General features: G+C 62.9%; 12 protein-coding genes, 1 tRNA gene and 1 pseudogene. 3 read left to right on the top strand and 11 right to left on the bottom strand.

Annotation, left to right across the window (positions count from 1 at the left end; translation table 11 throughout):
* Window positions 1-2 precede the first annotated feature (2 nt).
* Window positions 3-776: an SDR family NAD(P)-dependent oxidoreductase gene (locus tag HB778_RS20455; protein WP_183456450.1), complete on the top strand. Its 774-nt coding sequence runs from the start codon at window positions 3-5 to the stop codon at window positions 774-776.
* 40 nt (window positions 777-816) lie between these two features.
* On the opposite strand, the gene HB778_RS20450 is transcribed toward HB778_RS20455, so the two are convergent.
* Together HB778_RS20450 and HB778_RS20445 are read right to left on the bottom strand one after the other, a co-directional pair.
* Complete coding sequence (locus HB778_RS20450) at window positions 817-1152, bottom strand: hypothetical protein (RefSeq protein ID WP_244661537.1); 336 nt, start codon at window positions 1150-1152, stop codon at window positions 817-819.
* Window positions 1153-1652: 500 nt separating this feature from the next.
* On the bottom strand, window positions 1653-2699 hold the full coding sequence (locus tag HB778_RS20445; protein ID WP_432421195.1) for a bile acid:sodium symporter family protein: 1047 nt from the start codon (window positions 2697-2699) through the stop codon (window positions 1653-1655).
* A gap of 48 nt (window positions 2700-2747) precedes the next feature.
* Here HB778_RS20445 and HB778_RS20440 point away from each other — a divergent pair, with 48 nt between their 5' ends.
* Window positions 2748-3590, top strand: a complete 843-nt coding sequence (locus tag HB778_RS20440) for a LysR family transcriptional regulator (RefSeq protein ID WP_183456446.1) — start codon at window positions 2748-2750, stop codon at window positions 3588-3590.
* A 152-nt stretch (window positions 3591-3742) separates the two neighbouring features.
* On the opposite strand, the gene HB778_RS20435 is transcribed toward HB778_RS20440, so the two are convergent.
* From HB778_RS20435 to HB778_RS20395, 9 genes and pseudogenes are all read right to left on the bottom strand, one after another.
* Window positions 3743-5011 (bottom strand): acyl-CoA dehydrogenase family protein, encoded by a 1269-nt coding sequence (locus tag HB778_RS20435; protein ID WP_183456444.1) that lies wholly within the window; start codon window positions 5009-5011, stop codon window positions 3743-3745.
* A 48-nt stretch (window positions 5012-5059) separates the two neighbouring features.
* On the bottom strand, window positions 5060-5830 hold the full coding sequence (locus HB778_RS20430; protein WP_183456442.1) for an ABC transporter ATP-binding protein: 771 nt from the start codon (window positions 5828-5830) through the stop codon (window positions 5060-5062).
* Between the two features lie 28 nt (window positions 5831-5858).
* Window positions 5859-7199 (bottom strand): ABC transporter substrate-binding protein, encoded by a 1341-nt coding sequence (locus tag HB778_RS20425; RefSeq protein ID WP_183456440.1) that lies wholly within the window; start codon window positions 7197-7199, stop codon window positions 5859-5861.
* Between the two features lie 95 nt (window positions 7200-7294).
* Window positions 7295-8344: a branched-chain amino acid ABC transporter permease gene (locus tag HB778_RS20420; RefSeq protein WP_432421268.1), complete on the bottom strand. Its 1050-nt coding sequence runs from the start codon at window positions 8342-8344 to the stop codon at window positions 7295-7297.
* A gap of 11 nt (window positions 8345-8355) precedes the next feature.
* The gene (locus HB778_RS20415) at window positions 8356-9237 is read right to left on the bottom strand and encodes a branched-chain amino acid ABC transporter permease (RefSeq protein WP_183456436.1); all 882 of its coding nucleotides are present in this window, start codon (window positions 9235-9237) and stop codon (window positions 8356-8358) included.
* Between the two features lie 7 nt (window positions 9238-9244).
* A complete protein-coding gene (locus HB778_RS20410) occupies window positions 9245-10012 on the bottom strand; it encodes an ABC transporter ATP-binding protein (RefSeq protein ID WP_210308034.1) in 768 nt (255 codons plus the stop codon).
* Window positions 10012-11434 (bottom strand): annotated as a pseudogene (locus tag HB778_RS20405) (LLM class flavin-dependent oxidoreductase). Before HB778_RS20405 ends, HB778_RS20410 begins: the two are co-directional and overlap by 1 nt.
* A 355-nt stretch (window positions 11435-11789) precedes the next feature.
* A tRNA-His gene (locus tag HB778_RS20400) sits at window positions 11790-11866 on the bottom strand.
* A gap of 349 nt (window positions 11867-12215) precedes the next feature.
* Window positions 12216-12674, bottom strand: a complete 459-nt coding sequence (locus tag HB778_RS20395) for a phasin (RefSeq protein ID WP_095198187.1) — start codon at window positions 12672-12674, stop codon at window positions 12216-12218.
* A 250-nt stretch (window positions 12675-12924) separates the two neighbouring features.
* On the opposite strand from HB778_RS20395, the gene HB778_RS20390 reads away from it, so the two are divergent.
* Window positions 12925-17004: a PAS domain S-box protein gene (locus HB778_RS20390; protein WP_183456432.1), complete on the top strand. Its 4080-nt coding sequence runs from the start codon at window positions 12925-12927 to the stop codon at window positions 17002-17004.
* The last annotated feature ends 18 nt before the right edge of the window (window positions 17005-17022 follow it).

Raw genomic sequence — 17022 nt, 5'->3', positions numbered from 1 at the left:
CCATGCCCCTGCTCACAGACAAGACCGCCATCGTCACCGGAGGCAGTTCCGGCATCGGCCGCGCGATCGCGCTGAAATTCGCGGCCGAGGGCGCGAATGTCGTCATCGCCGACACGGTCGATCAGCCGATCGAGGGCGGTGAGAGCACCGTGGGGTTGATCCGCTCTGCCGGCGGAACCGCCGTTTACATGCGGACCGACATATCCGACTGGAACGCCGTCGATGCGCTGGTCAGTGCGACGGTCGCGCAGTTCGGACGGCTCGACGTGATGGTCAACAACGCCGCGATCTACACCAGCACCAATCTGATCGAGACATCGCCGGAACAATGGCAGCGCGTCATCGGCGTCAATCTGACCGGCTTCTTCTACTGTTCGAAACGGGCGGTGATGCAGATGCTCGCCCAGGCGCCGGTCAACGAGGTGCGCGGCCGCATCATCAACATCTCCTCGCAACACGGCATGGTCGCCTGCCCGGGCGACCTTCCCTATTCGGTGAGCAAGGGCGGCATCGTGCAGATGACGCGGCAGATCGCGGTCGACCACGCCGACGACCTGATCGTCTGCAACGCCATCGCACCCGGCAAGATCATCACCGGCAAGCCGGGCGTGGCCAACGACCCCGACGCGCTCGACTATTCACACCGGCGCACGCCTTGGCCGCGACTCGGAACCCCGAACGATGTGGCAGGAGCTGCGCTGTTCCTTGCCAGCGACATGGCGAGCTACGTCACCGGTATCAATTTGATGGTGGACGGCGGCTGGATGGCGGGCTGACGGATGCTGGCTGGCCGCAAGGCGACCAGTTGGGATTCGATCATTGCCTGATGAACGCGCCCCTATAGGTCTGGCCGGCGAGCGCATAGGTTACGGACAGGGTCCCGTCAGGCATCATGGTCAAGCTGATGTCCGCGCCATTCGGCAGACGCCCGAGCTTCAACGTGGCCCCAACAATTCTTCCTTCACCGGCGGCCTCTCCAGGATTGTTGTCGCCCAGATTCCCCCAGGCGAAGGTGACCGTCACCTTGCCGTTTGCAGAAATCGTTTGCACGGCGACTTCGGCTTCATACGCGCCCTCCAATCGTCCAGCCCACATGCCCGAAAAAGCCGCATACTTTGCCGGAACGCCCTTCGCCGGGGGCGTGATCGTCACGGATGTATCCATGATTGTAGAACCAGCAGGAGCAGCGGCAGCCAAGACCGGTTGAGGGGCGACCGGACCTGACGCAGGTTCGACAGCGGCGGGTTGCGGCTCCACGGGAACCGATTGGCACGCAGCCAGGGCAAGTGCCGCCAAGCCCAGCATCGTGTTCCGCATCTAATTCTCCATGTCGTTCACGGACTATCGGCGGACCGCGGACATGCGCCGCACGATGTTACGGTTCGATGCATATCGTCGACTATCGGTCGCCGACATCGCGATCTGGCCATGGATATCGCGTTTCCACGACACAAGACCAACCTCAACGATTTTGTCAATGTAAGGCGCTGGTGTCTCGACCTCGTCGATCGTCCAGCCGTCCAGTGTGCCTCCTTTCACCGGCGACGCTCCGCGGCCGGAATAAGGTCGACTGCGGATCAAGACGAAGATCTGATTGACCGTCCAGGCCGGCCTGCGGGCGCAAGGCCTTCTTGCGATATACGCAAACCCAGCTAGGCGACCGAAGCCGTCGGTTCGGCTTCCAGCACGGTGGACCGGTGCGCCGCACGGGCATATTTCTGGGCGATCATGGCGCAGACCATGAGCTGGATCTGGTGGAAGAGCATCAGCGGCAGAACGATCGTGCCGACGCCCTGGCCGGCAAAGATGACGTTGGCCATCGGCACGCCGCTCGCCAAGCTCTTCTTCGAGCCGCAAAAGGTGATCGTGATCTGGTCAGCCCTGTTGAAGCCGAGAAGCCGGCTGCCATAGGTCGTGAGCAGAAGCACCAGCCCAAGCAACACCATGTCGGCGACAACGACCACGGCGATGTCGCGCAGCGAGAACATGTGCCACAGCCCCTCGGCGACAGCCGTGCTGAAGGCCAGATAGACGACCATCAGGATCGAGCCGCGATCGACAGGCATCAGCAGTGTCTTGCGAGCGCGTATCCACTTGCCGATCCGCGGTTCCAGCAACTGTCCGAGCGCAAAGGGCAAGAGCAGTTGCATCAGGATCTGGCTCACCGCATCCCACGAAAATCCGCCGTGACCACCCATGGAGAAGAGCAGCCCGACGAGCAAGGGGGTCAGGAACATGCCGAAGATGTTGGAGGCGGACGCCGAGCAGATGGCCGCGGGGACATTGCCACCGGCCATCGAGGTGAACGCGATCGAGGACTGGACCGTCGACGGCAGGACACACAGAAACAGAATGCCGAGGTAGAGCGGCTTGGGCAGGATCGCGGCAGGCAGATAGCTAAGCGCCAGACCCAGCAGCGGGAACAGACCAAAGGTCGTCAGAAGGATCACCAGGTGCAGGCGCCAATGCATCAGGCCGGCAACAACGACATCGCGCGAGAGCCGCGCCCCATGCAGGAAGAACAGAAGCGCCACGGCAAGATTGGTCGCGACCGCGAACCATCCCGCGAACGCCCCGGTTGCAGGCGCGACCGACGCCAGCGCGACGGTGCACAACAGCAGGATCAGAAAGGTGTCCGGCAGAAAACGGCGCATGACATGTTCGTTCCCGAGTGGGTCCAACGCCGTCTTTTCGTGCATTGCGAAACTGGATACAAGAAATAACAGTTATCGCAATTTGAGATACTCATGCTCGATCTGGCCCAACTTCGCAGCTTCGTCACCGTCCAGCAGATGGGAAGCTTTACCCTCGCGGCCGAGAGGCTGGGGCTCGGGCAATCCACCGTCAGCCAGCACATCAGCAAGCTGGAGGCGGCGCTTGGCAGGCAGTTGCTGGCCCGCGACACGCACAAGGTGGTGCTGACGCCAGACGGCGAAGCCCTGCTTGGCCATGCCCGAACCATGTTGTCCATAGAAGGACAGGTCCAGGCGCTGTTCACCGCGCAGCGGCTGCGGGGCACCTTGAGGCTCGGCGTATCCGAGGACCTGGTTACCAGCCGCCTGCCGCTGGTGCTGGAGGATTTCGTCCGGTCTCACCCATCCGTTGATCTTGAACTGACCGTCGCGCTGAGCGGAGTGCTCTACCAGATGCAGGACAATGGCGAGCTCGATCTCGTCCTTGCCAAGCGCCGGCTGGGCGACAGCCGTGGTCGGCTCGTCTATCGCGAGCCGCTTGTCTGGCTCGCCCGCGATCCGGAACACGTCCTGTCGCTCGCGGCCTTGCCGCTGATCGCCTTCCCGCCGCCGAGCGTCACGCGCAGCATTGCGCTGGAAGTGCTCGAACGACACCGCATGCCTTGGCGCATTGTCTGCACATGTGGAAGCCTGAGCGGGCTGACGGCTGCCGCCCGCGCCGGCATGGGGGTTCTGGTGCAACCGCAAAGCATGTCGCCTTCGGGCCTGAAGGAAATCGACCGCCTGCCGCAGTTGGAGGATGTTGAATTCGTCCTGATCCCGAGCAAGGGCGCCGACAAGGCACTCGTCTCGGCGCTTTCGGACGATATTCTGGCGAAGGTGAAAGGTCTACGCTGACCCATTGCCTAACGGCGGTTCTTTGGCGCCTTCGCCCACAGCGGCCACGGCGCGTTTGACCAAGCCACGCGCACATACTTTGCCTGTTGGTTGCCAGCAAAGTATGTGCGCTTCCTAGGCGAATCCGACGATCCGTCGCAGGTCGATTTCGCCTATTTCGCGGCAGCCTCGATCACCAGAGCGATCGGAGTCGGCGACGGGCTGCGCCCGATCCGCCACTGATAGGGTGGTGGCGAGCCATTGACTGCGTAGTCGCCAACGATGCGATCCTTGTAGATGCGCGGGTTGTGCGAAGACAGCGTGCGGGCGTTGCGCCAATGGCGATCGAGGCCGATCGGCTTCCTGGTCGAGGAGGCGCCCAGCGCATCGAAGATGATCGTCGCCGCTTCAAGAACCAGATTCGTGACCACCGTCACCGCCTGCGATGTCTCGAGTTCGGCGATGGCGTTGGCCTTTTCCTCTGCATCGGCATCGCCGGCAAAGTGCGCCTGATAAGCGCGTTCGATGGCTTGCGCGACCTGCAAAACGATGGCGCCAGCCGCATAGGCGTTGCTGCGAATGCGGCCGACGACCTGAAGCACTTGCGGATCCTGGCTCGAGCGTGGGCCTGCGCCATTGGAGTATGAGCGCTGGCGGGCGGCGACGGCGGCGGCAGTCTCGTTGGCTATCGCCCGGCCGATGCCGGCAAGGGTGGCAAGATGCACCAGCTGGTAGAAGGCAGCGCCATAGCGGAACTTGTCATCGTCGACGACGACATCGTCCGGGTCGACCGTGGCATCGGTAAAGGTCGTGGTGCCACTGGCCGTGAGCGTCTGGCCAAAACCGTCCCAGTCGTCGACGACATTGACGCCCGGGTCGTCGCGACGCACCTGCAACACGATGCCTTCCCCATCGAGCCCCGTCGCACCGACATCGATCCAGTCGGCGAACAGCGAGCCGGTGGTGTAGTATTTGGTGCCGTTGAGCACCAGCTTGCCGCCCTTGTTCGAGATGCGGGTCGAGAAGACGTCCCGTTTGGCATCGCCGATCTCGGTCCAGGCATTGCCGGCGATCTCGCCACGGGCAATCCGCTCCGCCCAGCGCTTGCGGCTCTCGCCGGATGTCTTGTTGACGATATCCTCGACAAACCCAAAATGACCGCGCAGCGCCTGGGTGATATTGGAATCGGCCTCCGACAGCTCGATCAGGATGTTGGCGAGTTCTGGCAGCGTCGCGCCAAGGCCACCTTCGGCTTCAGGTATGCGCAGCGCGCCCAGGCCCGCCTGCTTCAATTTCGCGATCTCCGTCACTGGCAGTTCGCGGCCAAGCTCCCGCTCGACCGCGCCGGAGGCAATCTCAGCAAATATTGGCCGGAACCGTTCCGCGAGCGTCTCATAGCGAGCGCTGGGACCTGCGCCCCAGGCCTTATCGATCTGTGTCATTTTGCATTGTCCTGAAATTGGCGACCTCACCCGGCGCGGGCGAAGCGGTCAGTGTGATTTGGCGACATTGGCACCACCCAGGTAAAAGTCCTGGACATCCTCGCGGGCTCGCAGTTCCTCTGCCGTTCCCGACAGAACGACGCGACCGTTTTCGAGGATGTAGCCGTAGTCGGCATAGCGGAGCGCGAGATTGGCGTTCTGCTCGGCAAGCAGGAAGCTGACGCCCTGCTCACGGTTCAGAATGCGGATGATCTCGAAGATTTCCTGCACGATGATCGGCGCGAGACCCATCGACGGCTCGTCCAGCAGCACAAGGCTCGGCTTGGTCATCAGCGCGCGGCCGATGGCCACCATCTGCTGTTCGCCCCCGGAAGTCAGGCCGGCCTTCACCTTGCGCTTCTCCTTGAGGCGCGGAAACCATGTGTAGATCCGTTCGACGTCGCGCTGCAGGTCTGCCCTGCCCGGCTTGCGGAGGAAGCCGCCGGAGAGGATGTTTTCTTCGACCGTCAATTGCGCAAAGCAATGGCGGCCCTCCAGCACCTGCACGACACCTTTGGCGACGAGCCGAGACGCCGAAAGGCCGCTGACCGGCTCGCCCTGCCAGAGGATGCTGCCGCGGCTGACCTTGCCGCGCTCTGGTCCAAGCAGATTGGAAACCGCCTTCAGCGTGGTGGTCTTGCCCGCGCCGTTGGCGCCGAGCAGGGCAACGATCTTGCCCTGCTCGACCTTGAGCGACACGTCGCGCACGGCAAGGATCGCCTGACCGTAGAGCGCTTCCATGTTCTGGATCTCGAGGAAGCTTTTTGCTGCATTGGTCATGGGTCGATCCTGTCCGTGCGGGTTGGTGTCAGTTCGTTGCAACGCGGGGCTCGATGCCCTTTTCCTTGGCGTAGGCGGCTGCCTTTGCCTTGATGACGTCGGCAAACAGCGAGGCGTCGGCCTTGATCCAGTCGGTCCTTGTGTCCCAGGACTGACCGTTCCACTGGATGATCTTGGCGGCGATGGTTTCGCCCTTGTGGTTGTCGATCGAGGTTTTCAGCGGGCTGATGAGGCCTTCCGCGCCAAGCTCGGCGATCCGCTTCTGATCGATGTCGAGATGTTCGAGCGCCCACTGGCCTTCGGCGGCGGTCAATGGCCTGTTGCCGAATTTCTTGTGGCCGGTGCGCAGCGCCTCGACGAAGGTGATGGCTTCGATCACGCCGTAATTGTAGTAAACCGTGCCGAACTTCGAATTGTCCTTCAGGTCGGACTTGCCCTTGTCGAGGATATCCGCCTTGAGCGTCTTCAGGATGCCGTAGTCGGTGCCCGGCGGGAAGACGGAGACGGCGAGGTAACCGTTGGCGGCAGCACCTGCCGGGCGGGCATCGTCTTCCGAACCGCTCCAGATATCGCCGATGATGCGATTGGCGGGGAAGCCGACGCGGGCCGCTGTCTTGATCGCCACCGGCGTCATGACGCCCCAGCCGCGCAGGAAGACCCAGTCTGCGTTTGCACGACGGATCTGCTGCCACTGCGTCTGCTGCTGTTCGCCGGGATGCGGAACCGGGATCTGGATGTCCTCGAAGCCGTATTTCTTGGAGAGGATGCCGAGCGGCTCGATCGTGTCGCGGCCATAGCCGCTATCGTGATAGAGCGTCGCGATCTTCAGCCCCTTGAGCTTGTCATAGCCGCCTGCCTGCTGGGCGATGTAATCGACGATGATCTGGGCTTCGCTCCAGTAATCGAACACCAATGGATACTGGTAGGGAAAGACGCGACCGTCGGTGGCGATGTTCTGGCCACCGCCAGGGCTGACGATCGGGATCTTGTCGATGCGGGCCTTGTCGGTGAGTGCGACGTCGAGACCGCTGGAATGCGGATAGATTGCCGCCGTCAGCGCGCCGTTATAGCCGTTCTTGTAGCGTTCGTAGCATTCGATGCCGCGCTCGATCGTGTAAGCCGTCTCGCATTCCTGGACGAGGATCTTGACGCCGTCGACGCCGCCCTCGACCTCATTGATGTAGCGGAGATAGTCGATATTGCCGGCGCCGAACGGAATGAACGACGGAGCATAAGGCCCGGTGCGGTAGGTAAACAGCGGATAGAGCTGTTGGCCAGTGCCGTCTTCGGCGAAAGACGCGCTGCTCAGCAGCGTGACGGCCATCGCGGCAGCGGCCGCCAGCGACATGGTCTTGGTTAGCAATGACATTGTGCAACCCTTGTTTGAGTGGTTTTGAGAAAGTGACGACTGATGCTTGGGAGGAGACGAAAGACCCGGCGCCGAGGTGTTTCGTCTGTCTGAGTTCAGTTGGATGATCGTGCTCGCGAGCGAAGGGCTTCCACGCCGCGCCTTCCCAGGCTCGACAATCCATCCGGTTCCTTGATCAGCAGCACGATGATGATCGTGCCGAAGATGATGTGTTGCAGGTTTGCCAGCGCGCCCTGATCGCCGAGGAATGACAGGTCGATGATCAGCGACAGCCGGTCGAGCAGGATCGGTGTCAGCACGATGAAGGCGGCACCGAGAAAATTGCCGAAGATGGTTGCCACGCCGCCGATGATGACGATGAACAGGATCTGGAACGATTTATCGAGATTGAACGCATGCGCATCCGCGGTGCCGAGATATCCGTAGGCCCAGAGAGCGCCGGCGATACCGAGGAAAAACGAGCTTATGCCGAAGGACAGCAGCTTGCGGCGCGCAACGCGGATGCCGATGACCGAGGCAGCGACATCCATGTCGCGGATTGCCATCCATTCGCGGCCGACGCGGCTTTTGACGATGGCGAAGGCCAGCGCGATGAGCAGCACGGTGGTTGCAATCACCAGATAGTAGCGGCCGGTGGCCGACTGGAGGTCGTAGTCGAGGATCTGCAGCCGAGGCGCCGAGATGGTCAGCGACTGGCTGTCATTCGAAAACCAGCTGAAATTGGTGAACAGCCATTCGAACAGGAACTGGGCGCCCAGGGTCGAGGCGCCGAGATAGAAGCCCTTGATGCGCAGCGACGGCAGCCCGAAGATGACGCCGGCGATCGCCGCGATCAGGCCGGCAAAGATCAGGACGACCGGCAACGGCAAGAACGGCGCACGCAGCAGCAAATTGTAGGTCGAGAAGGCGCCGATCGACATGAAGGCAGCCGAACCAATCGACACAAGCCCGGTATAACCCATCAAGAGGTTCAGGCCGATGCCGGCAAGCCCCATGATCACCGTCGGGATGATGATCGAGCTCAGCCAATAATCGTCGGCAAGCGCCGGCACCGCGAAGGCGGCGATCAGGCCACCGACCACGGCGACGGTGCCAACCCCAAAGGCAGGCTGGCGGAACGGCTTGGACGGGGCGGATTCCTGCAGCGTGGTCACGATCAGACCCTTTCGATTTCGCGGTCGCCGAACAGACCGGCCGGACGCACCAGCAGGAAGCCGACCGCGAGGATGTAGGCAAACCAGGCGGAAACGCTGCCGTTGACCAGCGGGCCGACATAGATGTCGGCCAATGCCTCAGTGGCGCCGACGAGCAGGCCGCCGGCGATGGCGCCCGGGATGGAGGAGAAGCCACCGATGATCAGCACCGGCAGCGCCTTGAGCGTCACCAGCGACAGTGAATATTGCACGCCCTGGCGCGATCCCCAGACAAGGCCGGCAACCAGGGCAACGATGCCGGCGACGCTCCAGACGATGCGCCAGATGACAGGCAGGCGGATGCCGATTGACTGCGCCGCAAGCGTGTCGGCGGCCACCGCGCGAAGCGAGATGCCCATGCGCGTTTTGTTGAAAGCGATGGCCAGTGTGGCGACCAGCGTCAGCGCGATCAACGAGGCAATGATGTCGAACTGGCTGACATAGATGCCGCCGACCTGTACGGCGACATCGGGGATGCCGAGATCGAGCATGTGAACATCCATGCCCATCAGCAGCTGGGCAAACCCTTCGATGACATAGCTCAATCCCAGAGTGGCCATGAACAGGGTCAACGGATCGCGGTTTCGCAACGGCCGCAGCACCAGCCACTCGATCAGGATCGCCATCGCCACCATGACAAGCGATGTGACGATGAAGGCCAGGGCAAACGGCATGCCCTTCTCTATCAGGGTGACGAAGGTCAGCGCCGCAAACAGCAGCATCGCCCCTTGTGCGAAATTGAAGACTCCGGATGCCTTGTAGATGAGCACGAAGCCGATCGCGACGAGTGAGTACATCACTCCGGCAAACAGACCGCTGACCAATGTTTCGAAGAAATAGGACATGAGTTCCTCAGTGAACCGTGCCGAGATAGGCGGCTATCACGTCGGGATTCTTGCGCACCTCGTCGGGTGCCCCGTCCGCGAGCTTGCGGCCGTAGTCGAGAACCACCACATGGCTGGCGAGGTTGAGCACGATGCCGACATCGTGTTCGATCAGCACCACGGTCGAGCCGAAGACGCGATTGACCTCGCGGATCACGCGGCTCATCTCCTCCTTCTCTTCCTGGTTCATGCCGGCCATCGGTTCGTCGAGCAGCAGCAGCTTCGGGCCGGCGACCAATGCCCGGGCGAGATCGACGCGTTTCTGCAGACCGTAGGGAAGTGTCGAAACGATCCTTCCCGCATGGCGGTCGAGCCCCAGGAACGACATGGTGCGCTCGGCGCGGGCGAGGAAGCCTTGGCGCTCGGCGCCATCCCTTCCCAACCGAAAGATGTTTTCGAAGAAGCTGGCGTTGCCATGACGAGAGAGACCGGCCAACACGTTCTCGCGCGCCGACAGGCGGCGGAACAACGCATTGTGCTGGAAGGTCCGGCCTATGCCGAGATGGGCCGCCTTCTGCGGATGGATCGCCTCGAAGCGCAGCCCGTCGAAGACAATGTCGCCGGCGTCGGCGCGGTAGACGCCATTGATGACATTGAGAAGCGAACTCTTGCCGGCGCCATTCGGCCCGATCAGGGCGCAGATCTCACCCTTGGCGACGCTGAAGCTCAGCGCATTGAGGGCACGCACGCCCTTGAAGGACAGCGACACGTCGTGGAGTTCCAGCAGGCCGGTCATCACGCACTCACGGATTTCAGACGGGACGCCGCAGCACGGTCGGCTTCGCGGCGCTTGACGGCTTCGATGTCACGGTAGCCGCTGGCGGGATGCGTCGCAGGAAGGTAAGGCCCTTCGCCGAACAGCTTTTCACGCAACGTGCCGGGCTTGTAGGCAGTGGGATAGACGCCGCGCTTCTGCAATTCCGGCACGAGCAGGTCGACGGCGGCTTCGAAGCTTTCGGGCGTCACCGCATAGGCGAGGTTGAAGCCATCGACCCCGGTTTCATCGACCCATTCCTGCAGGATGTCGGCGATTGTGCCGGCCGAACCGACGAAGACAGGCCCGACGCCGCCGATGCCGCCCCATTTCGCCAGTTCCTCGACGGTCCAGGCCTTGTCCTTGCCGGCGAAGTGCTCGACCATCGAAACGATGGCGTTGGTCTCGACCTTCTTGAGCGCGTCGGTCGGCGCATATTGGCCGAAGTCGATACCGCTCCAGCCGGACATGAACACCAGCGAGCCGTCATAGGACGTATAGCTCTGATACTCCTCGAAACGCTTCCGGGCCTTTTCGTCCGTTTCATCAATGATCAGCGTGGTCAGGTTGTAGATCAGAACCTTCTTCGGATCGCGGCCGGGCGGCGGCGGCCTTTTGGCGGATTTCGGAAACATAGGCCTTGAGCAGCGATTTGGTCGGCGCGCCGACGAAGACGCACTCGGCATGGGCGGCGGCGAAGGCCTTGCCCGGACCCGAGGCGCCCGCCTGATAGAGAACCGGGGTGCGCTGCGGCGACGGCTCGGATAGATGGTAGCCAGGCACCTCGAAGAACTTGCCCTTGTGGCCAATCTCGTGGACCTTGCCGGGGTCGGTGAAGATGCCACGGACCGGATCGCGCAGCACCGCGCCCTCCTCCCAGCTGCCTTCGAACAGCTTGTAGAGCACCTCGACATATTCGGCCGCGACCTCGTAACGGTTGTCATGGCTTTTCAAGCCAGTCTGGCCGACATTCTTGGCGCCACTTTCCAGATACGACGTGACGATGTTCCAGCCGACCCGACCCTTGGTGTGGTGGTCGGCGGTCGAAAGGCGGCGGGCGAATGTGTAGGGATGCTCGAACGAGGTCGAGGCGGTAATGCCGATGCCGAGATGTTCTGTGGCAAGCGCGATCGGCGCGGCCAATTGCAAGGGATCATTGACCGGAATCTGCGCCGCCTGCTCGATCGCGTGGTAGTTCGAGCCCTTGTAGACGTCGTAATAGCCGATGACGTCGGCGATGAATATGCCGTCGAAAATACCGCGCTCGAGCGTCCGAGCCAGGTCCTGCCAGTAGTCCAGGTCCTTGTATTTCCAGGACTTGTCGCGCGGATGTTTCCACAGGCCAGGGGATTGGTGGCCAACGCAATTCATGTCGAAAGCGTTGAAGCGAATATGCCGACCCATCCGTCACTCCTTTGATAGCCCTGTCGGGCGACAACGGGAGGAAGCTAACGGCAAGCCGGTCGTCAACGAAGACAGAATATAATGTCTATGGATTATATAGAGAATTATTATTCCGCGCCGGGCGCGCATCGTGGTTTTTCCCGAGACGCAGCTTGGAGCACCGTAAGAGGTGAATCATGGCAAAGCTGAAACAAGCGCGACGAGACCGGCGAGCAGCCGTATCAAGCGCCGCGCTGAGCGCAGCGGGCTGCTAGGAGCTAGCGCGAACTGCAACCGGGCCAATACGCGGCAGAGATCGACTGAACTGGCGAGCGCCTTCGCGCATTTGAGGCTGTGGCCGAGTTGGACAACCAAATGGTACCGTTGGCTGGGATCGAACCAGCGACCTCCGGATCCACAATCCGGCGCTCTAACCAGCTGAGCTACAACGGCACACTTGCCTGAGCGGCATCGAAGCGGAAAACCACTCGAGCGCTCTGTCGTTCGGCGATGCGTCCATACGGGCTTATGGATTTTAATTCAAGGCTTTTGCGAAGCAAAGGCCACTTCCCCACATCTCGCCGTATCGGGCGGGTTTCACCGGGCAAAGAAAAAGGCCGGCGGGAGGAGGTGCCGGCCTTTTCCTGTTACGAGCCAGCGGGAGGAGGTGCTGGCTGGTCACCCCGGGGAGCAGAGGGAGGAGGTTCCACTCGCCGGGTATTCCTTGATGGCTACCATCATACGCCTGATCGTTTTTAAGAAAATGCGACCTTTTGTTGCATCTTCAGATCATGCGCAAATGTTAGGCAGCCTTGATGTCCTTCACGGCCTTCTCGAAGGCGGTCTTGATCGGCTTGGAGACGTCTTCGGCCGCCTTGGAGGCAACAGCCTGGAAGTCCTTGGCCTGCTCGACGGTCAACTCGATGCGCTTGCGCAGGAAGGAGGTCTGCAGTTCGACGACTTCCGACAGCGACTTGGCGCCGATCAGAGCTTCGAGATGCGAGAAGCCGGCTTCGGCATTGGCGCGCAGCGCCGCGATGGTCTTGAGCGACAGGTCGCTGGAAACAGTCTTGGCGGTCTCATAGGTCGACTCCAGAGCCTTCTGGGTCTCCTCGGCGCCGGTCTTCAGCTTGGCATAGGCCTCTTTCGACTGCTCAACGCCCTTTTCGGCGAAAGCGCGGATCTGGTCGGTGGCCTTGGAAGCGTCGAAGCTCGGGAATTCAACGTTTTCGATCGTGTCGGCGGTCTTGGTCCTGGACATTTTCCATCCTTTTCAGCGGCAGCGGCTTTGACAGAAAGCCGTCTCGTTCAGTTATGATGGCAATATAAAGGCAAATTTTGTGCATTGCAATATCTTTGTTGCAGTGCACCATAAATTTCTTTCTGGCCGTTAACCAAAAGCCCAGAAACCAGCCTTTGCACGTTCTGGCTTGTGGACCTTCGCGCCGCCGGCTTTTATTAACAAAGCGTTAACTGCAAATTTCGCCGCTCCGTGAGGGTTCGCCAAGCGCATGCCGTCCGAATATTCCTTCCTCGACGTCGCCGTGCTCGACGCGGTTCGCCAGCGTTTTGCCGCCGGCGACGCGATCGCGATCCTGTCGGTGGACCTGGAGCAGGTGATCTGGGCCAATGGGCCGGGTGCCGCCGTATTCGGCTATCCCGATATAGAATCGATCATCGGCGCCTCGGCACAGCTGCCGCTGATTGCCCGCCGCCAGATCATGGCGACCAGCGGCTTTCCCGAGATCGGCAGCGATCGTGGCATCACCGTCAGGTTGGCGACCGGCATGACCAGCCGCACCATCGGCTTCCAGGCAAGTGCCGTGACCCTGCCCGACGGTGAGAAGGCGATCATGCTGGCGGTGCCTGCAGCCCAGACAGGCTCGCGCAGTGCCGCCGAGATCGCCAGCCGGGCGATCAGCGGCTTCACCGAAGACGGCCATTTCATCGCCTTCATCGATGCCGGGGGCAATGTCGAGGCCGCGTCGGACGGCTTTTCGAAGCTCGGCATCCAGCCAGCAACGCTGGCCGCCCTGGTGGCCGATGTCGCTGCCGAGGACGAGCGCATCGTCAAGCGCCTGGTTCCGGGCGGCAACACCTCCTACCCCGCCGGCCTCGCCCGGCTGACGCCGGAGCGGCATCTCCTGGTGGTGATCGACGAGAATCAGCTTGAGGACAACGCTTCTGCTGCAGAAGCCTCGGCAGACACCCTCCCCGCAGCAACGGAAAGCCCCGCTAACGAGATTGGCGGGGAAAAAACAGCGGTAGAGAACGCCGCCGCAGAATCCAAGCCTCACCAGGACAATCAGCCGACGGCGGATGTTTCGCAGGCAGAAGCGATCGAGCCACTTGCTGCTGCCGAGGTCGAGCAGGAGCCGGTCTCTTCCGAGCCCGCGGCCGAAAATATGCCGGAACAGGCAGCGCAGGAGGTTGCGGAGCCGACCGGGCCGACACCGGTTGCCGCCGACAACGATCAGCCGGTAGCGGGCGGCACGCCCGCGCAGCACGATCATTGGTATTTCCATGCCGGCGAGGATGACGCGGGACCCGCGCCTGCCGCGTCGGAGCCGAAAAACGAGGTCGAAGCGATCGGCGGCGAGGCTTCCAGCGCGAAGCAGGACGAGGCCGCCCCGCCGGCTGCGCCGGTCGCAAGCCCAGCCGCCCGGACAATAGACCGCTCGGCGGCGCCGCTGCGCTTCGTCTGGCGCACCGATGCCGAGGGCAAGTTCAGCGCGCTGTCGCCGGAATTCGCAGACATCGTCGGCAAGCCGGCCGCCGACGTGATCGGCCGGCGCTTCAGGGATGTCGCGGCGGCATTCGGCCTTGACGCGTCCGGCGAGATCGCCAGCCTGTTGGAGCGGCGCGACACCTGGTCCGGCCGCTCCGTGCTGTGGCCTGTCGTCGGCACCGACCTGAAGATCCCCGTCGACCTCGCGGCTTTGCCTGTCTATGGCCGCAGCCGCGCCTTTGAAGGTTTTCGCGGCTTCGGCGTTGCCCGCGCCAGTGACGCGATCGTCGATCCGGAAGCGATCGGCATGGCCCTGATGCCCAATGGCAAGGCGCCGGAACCGGAAGCCATCGAGGCTCCCGCCGAAGAGCCGAAGACGGAAGAGCCGAAGGCCGAGGAACCAAACGCGGCGGACCCGTTCAAGGGCGAGGTGCCGGCGCTGACCATCGTGCCGAAACCGGAGCGACGCTTTGCCGACAAGGTCATCCGGCTGGCCGAACACCGGCAGCCGGCCAACGACAAGGGACTGTCGACGCTGGAACGCAGTGCCTTCCGCGAGATCGGCGAACGGCTGAAGAAGGACAGCGCACCGACCGAGCCGCCGAAAGCCGAGAAGCCCGGCACCGAACGCCCGTTGGAACCGGCGATCAAGACACCGGTTGAGCCTGCGCCGGAGGCAGCAGCCGGGACCCCGGCCATGAAGACGGAAGCTCCGATCAAGTCCGCCGGTGAGGTTGTGTCGACGCCGGATGCTGCCCAGGATCAGGAGCCGGCAGAAGCCGGCGAAATCCCGGCCACGGAACCAGGGAACGACGCAGTACCGGCCGAGCCATCCGAGACCGATGCCGAGGACGAGGCGGACCTCGCACGACTCGACGGCGCCCATCCGGACGACGTGGTTCACGAGGAACATGCCGACACGCCGGCCGGCGCGACAGGCTCGCTGCTAAGCTACGCCGACCGCGCCGATGAGCCCAGCCCTGTCGCGGACAATGACGGGCTCCCGGTCTCTGAACTGGTAGCCACGGAACCGGAAGATGCCGAGCCCACCGCGACTGAGGGCGAACCGGCAGTTGCGAACGCCGGACATGTCGCAGCCGACGATGATGACAGCATGACGTCGGCCGATTTTCGCGATGCCGAAGACAATGAGGATTGGAACGACGGCGCGGAGGATGCCGGGGTTGATGATCAGACCCCAGAGCATGTTGCGCCATCGACCGTCTCCGACGGGCAAGCCATTCCGCCAGGCGCTGAGACTGTCAGTGCACGCGACGCAGCCGAGATCCAGCGCCCACGCCTGCAGGTGCCACCGCTCAAGACGGAAGGGTTCGTGCCGTCGGCGTTTTCCGTCGGCGACGAAAGCAAGGCTCCGGACACCTTGCTGCTCGGCAAGCTGCCGGTGCCGCTGCTCATCCATTCGGGCGACCAGTTGCACTACGCCAATGAAGAGTTCCTGAATCTGACCGGCTACGCCGCCCTCGAGGACCTCGAGGATGCGGGCGGCCTGGGCGCGCTGTTTGCCGACCCCTACGCCGATGATGGCGCCTCCGACGGCAGCGACCGGGCGCTGCGGCTGAGGACGCACGGCGGACAGGAATTCCCGATCGACGCCATCCTGCGCTCCGTTCCCTGGCGCGAGGGCAAGGCACTGATGCTGGTGGTGCGCCGTTCCGGCGAGGATGACGCGCCTGCGGCCCTGCACGCGGTCGGCGAGGAGCCGACGCAGCCCGACATTTCCGAGCTCAAGGCGCGTATCGCCGAGATGCGCACCATCATCGATACCGCCACCGACGGCGTCGTGCTGATCGGCAGCGACGGCACCATCCGCTCGATCAGCCGCCCGGCCGAGGCGCTGTTCGGCTTCGACAGCGACGAGGTGGCCGGCAAACCGTTCGCCTCGCTGTTTGCCATCGAAAGCCAGCGCGCGGCGCGCGACTATCTCACCGGGCTGTCCGAACCCGGCGTGGCGAGCGTCATGAATGACGGCCGCGAGGTGATCGGGCGCGAGGCGCAGGGGCGCTTCATCCCGCTGTTCATGACCATCGGCCGGCTGCCCAATGACAGCGGTTTCTGTGCCGTCGTGCGCGACATCACGCAGTGGAAGCGGGCCGAAGAAGATCTCACCCAGGCACGCGCGGTGGCCGAACGGGCGTCCTCGCAGAAGACCGATTTCCTGGCTCGCATCAGCCACGAGATCCGCACGCCGCTCAACGCCATCATCGGTTTCTCCGAACTGATGGTCGACGAGAAGTTCGGACCGGTCGCCAATGACCGCTACCGCGACTATCTGCGCGACATCAACCGCTCGGGCAACCATGTGCTCGACCTGGTCAATGACCTGCTCGACATCTCGAAGATCGAGGCCGGCCAGCAGGAAATGGCCTACGAGGCGGTGTCGCTCAACGACACGCTGGCCGAGACGGTGGCGATGATGCAGCCGCAGGCCAATCGCGAACGCGTCATCATCCGCTCCAGCTTCGCCTCGCGGCTGCCGGAGGTGGTGGCCGATCTGCGCTCCGTGCGCCAGATCGCGCTCAACATCCTATCCAACGCTATCCGCTACACCCAGGCCGGCGGCCAGGTGATCGTCTCGACCGCCTATGAAACTTCGGGCGATGTCGTCATGCGCGTGCGCGACACCGGCATCGGCATGAGCCAGGCCGAGATCGAGCAGGCGCTGAAGCCGTTCAAGCAGATCAACGCGCTGAAGCGCGGGCGTGGCGACGGCACCGGCCTTGGCCTGCCGCTGACCAAGGCGATGGTGGAGGCAAACCGCGCCCGCTTCACCATCAATTCGACGCCCGGCGAAGGCACGCTGGTGGAGGTCGCTTTTCCCTCGACCCGGGTGCTCGCGGAATAGCAAGCCCAAAGAAAAGGC

Origin of the sequence: Mesorhizobium huakuii, assembly GCF_014189455.1 — a bacterium.
Classification (GTDB): Bacteria; Pseudomonadota; Alphaproteobacteria; order Rhizobiales; family Rhizobiaceae; genus Mesorhizobium; species Mesorhizobium huakuii_A.
Note: the sequence above shows the minus strand (reverse complement) of the source record. Positions and strands in the feature narration are given on the sequence as shown.

Excerpts from the sequence above, each read along its gene's own strand:
- HB778_RS20455 (WP_183456450.1), top strand. The coding sequence starts at position 3 with ATGCCCCTGCTCACAGACAAGACCGCCATCGTCACCGGAGGCAGTTCC.
- HB778_RS20445 (WP_432421195.1), bottom strand. The coding sequence starts at position 2,699 with ATGCACGAAAAGACGGCGTTGGACCCACTCGGGAACGAACATGTCATG.
- HB778_RS20440 (WP_183456446.1), top strand. The coding sequence starts at position 2,748 with ATGCTCGATCTGGCCCAACTTCGCAGCTTCGTCACCGTCCAGCAGATG.
- HB778_RS20435 (WP_183456444.1), bottom strand. The coding sequence starts at position 5,011 with ATGACACAGATCGATAAGGCCTGGGGCGCAGGTCCCAGCGCTCGCTAT.
- HB778_RS20430 (WP_183456442.1), bottom strand. The coding sequence starts at position 5,830 with ATGACCAATGCAGCAAAAAGCTTCCTCGAGATCCAGAACATGGAAGCG.
- HB778_RS20425 (WP_183456440.1), bottom strand. The coding sequence starts at position 7,199 with ATGTCATTGCTAACCAAGACCATGTCGCTGGCGGCCGCTGCCGCGATG.
- HB778_RS20415 (WP_183456436.1), bottom strand. The coding sequence starts at position 9,237 with ATGTCCTATTTCTTCGAAACATTGGTCAGCGGTCTGTTTGCCGGAGTG.
- HB778_RS20410 (WP_210308034.1), bottom strand. The coding sequence starts at position 10,012 with ATGACCGGCCTGCTGGAACTCCACGACGTGTCGCTGTCCTTCAAGGGC.
- HB778_RS20395 (WP_095198187.1), bottom strand. The coding sequence starts at position 12,674 with ATGTCCAGGACCAAGACCGCCGACACGATCGAAAACGTTGAATTCCCG.
- HB778_RS20390 (WP_183456432.1), top strand. The coding sequence starts at position 12,925 with ATGCCGTCCGAATATTCCTTCCTCGACGTCGCCGTGCTCGACGCGGTT.